Origin of the sequence: Streptomyces orinoci (genome assembly GCF_003121295.1) — a bacterium.
GTDB classification, from domain to species: Bacteria; Actinomycetota; Actinomycetes; order Streptomycetales; family Streptomycetaceae; genus Streptomyces; species Streptomyces orinoci.
The window spans coordinates 1-1,361 of sequence record NZ_PHNC01000044.1 but is presented as its reverse complement, the minus strand read 5'-3'; the positions used below and the strand labels follow the sequence as shown (position 1 = coordinate 1,361).

2 protein-coding genes are annotated in these 1,361 nt (G+C 68.9%); both read left to right on the top strand.

Translation table 11 applies throughout. The features are described from left to right. Positions 1–301 (top strand): ATP-binding protein (locus CV755_RS34015; RefSeq protein WP_161968803.1); only part of this gene is annotated, 301 nt, incomplete at its 5' end. Positions 302–399: 98 nt separating this feature from the next. Continuing rightward, a complete protein-coding gene (locus CV755_RS34010) occupies positions 400–1,257 on the top strand; it encodes an RNA polymerase sigma factor SigF (RefSeq protein WP_109284860.1) in 858 nt (285 codons plus the stop codon). The last annotated feature ends 104 nt before the right edge of the window (positions 1,258–1,361 follow it).

Here is a 1,361-nt window from a genome sequence, read left to right as displayed (position 1 = left end):
CACGCTGGGCCTGTCCCCCGCCGCGCTGGACGATCTGGCCCTGGCCGTGGCCGAGTTGACCACCAATAGTGTGGTGCACGGCGGCGGCTCCGGCACGGTACGGGTCTGGGCCGAGAACGGCCATCTGGTCTGGGAGGTGGAGGACCGCGGCCATCTCACCGACCCGCTGGCGGGCCGCCGTCCGCCCCCCGCGGACCGGCCGGGCGGCCGCGGACTGCTGCTGGTCCACTACCTCAGCGACCTGGTGCACACCCACACCCGTCCCGGCGCAACCATCATCCGTTGTTACGTCCGGCGTTGACCTCCCGAAAATTCCCGGCATGAACTTCGGCAAAGTGGGAAAGCGCAGCTCACCGCTTCGGTGCTACAGGCCGAAGACGTCAACGAACGGGAGGGAACATGTCTGTGGTGACGGCATCCACGACGACGGCGAACCAGACCGGCGTGACGGGACTGCCAGAGGTCACCGACCCGGGCAAGGTGGCTCCCCGGGACGCGCGTGCGCTGTCCAAGCTGTTCTTCGACCGGCTCTCGGCCCTGGAGGAGGGCACGGCCGAGTACCAGTACGCACGCAACACCCTGATCGAGATGAATATGCCGCTGGTGCGCTACGCGGCCGGACGGTTCCGCAACCGGGCCGACGAGATGGAGGACATCATCCAGGTCGGCACCATCGGCCTGATCAAGGCCATCGACCGGTTCGAGCTCTCCCGTGAGGTGGAGTTCCCCACCTTCGCCATCCCCTATATCGTCGGCGAGATCAAGCGGTTCTTCCGGGACACCTCCTGGGCGGTGCACGTCCCCCGGCGCCTGCAGGAGGCCCGGGTCGAACTGGCCAAGGCCACGGACGAACTCAGCAGCCGCCTGGGCCGCTCCCCGACGATCGCCGAACTCGCCGCGGCCATGGGCCTGGACGAGGAGGAGGTCATCGAGGCCCGGGTGGCCGCCAATGGCTACACCTCCGCCTCCCTGGACGCCACACTGGGCGGCGGGGACGACGCGGAGACGGTGCTCGCCGATGTCATCGGCGAGGAGGACCCGGCCATGGAACTGGTCGAGAACTGCCACGCCCTGTCCCCCCTGATCGCCGAGCTCGACCAGCGCGACCGCCAGTTGCTGCACCTGCGCTTTGTGGAGGAGCTCACCCAGGCCCAGATCGGTGAGCGGCTGGGCATCTCCCAGATGCATGTCTCCCGCCTGCTCTCCCGCATCCTGCGGCGCCTCCGCCAGGACATGCTCCCTGGCACGACCTCATAATCGGCGCCCCCGTAGGGGGCGCGGGGAACTGCGCGAGCAACCACACACGACCCGCACCCGAAAGAGAAACCGCACCCCCCGCCCCCTTCAAAGCGCGGGCCGCC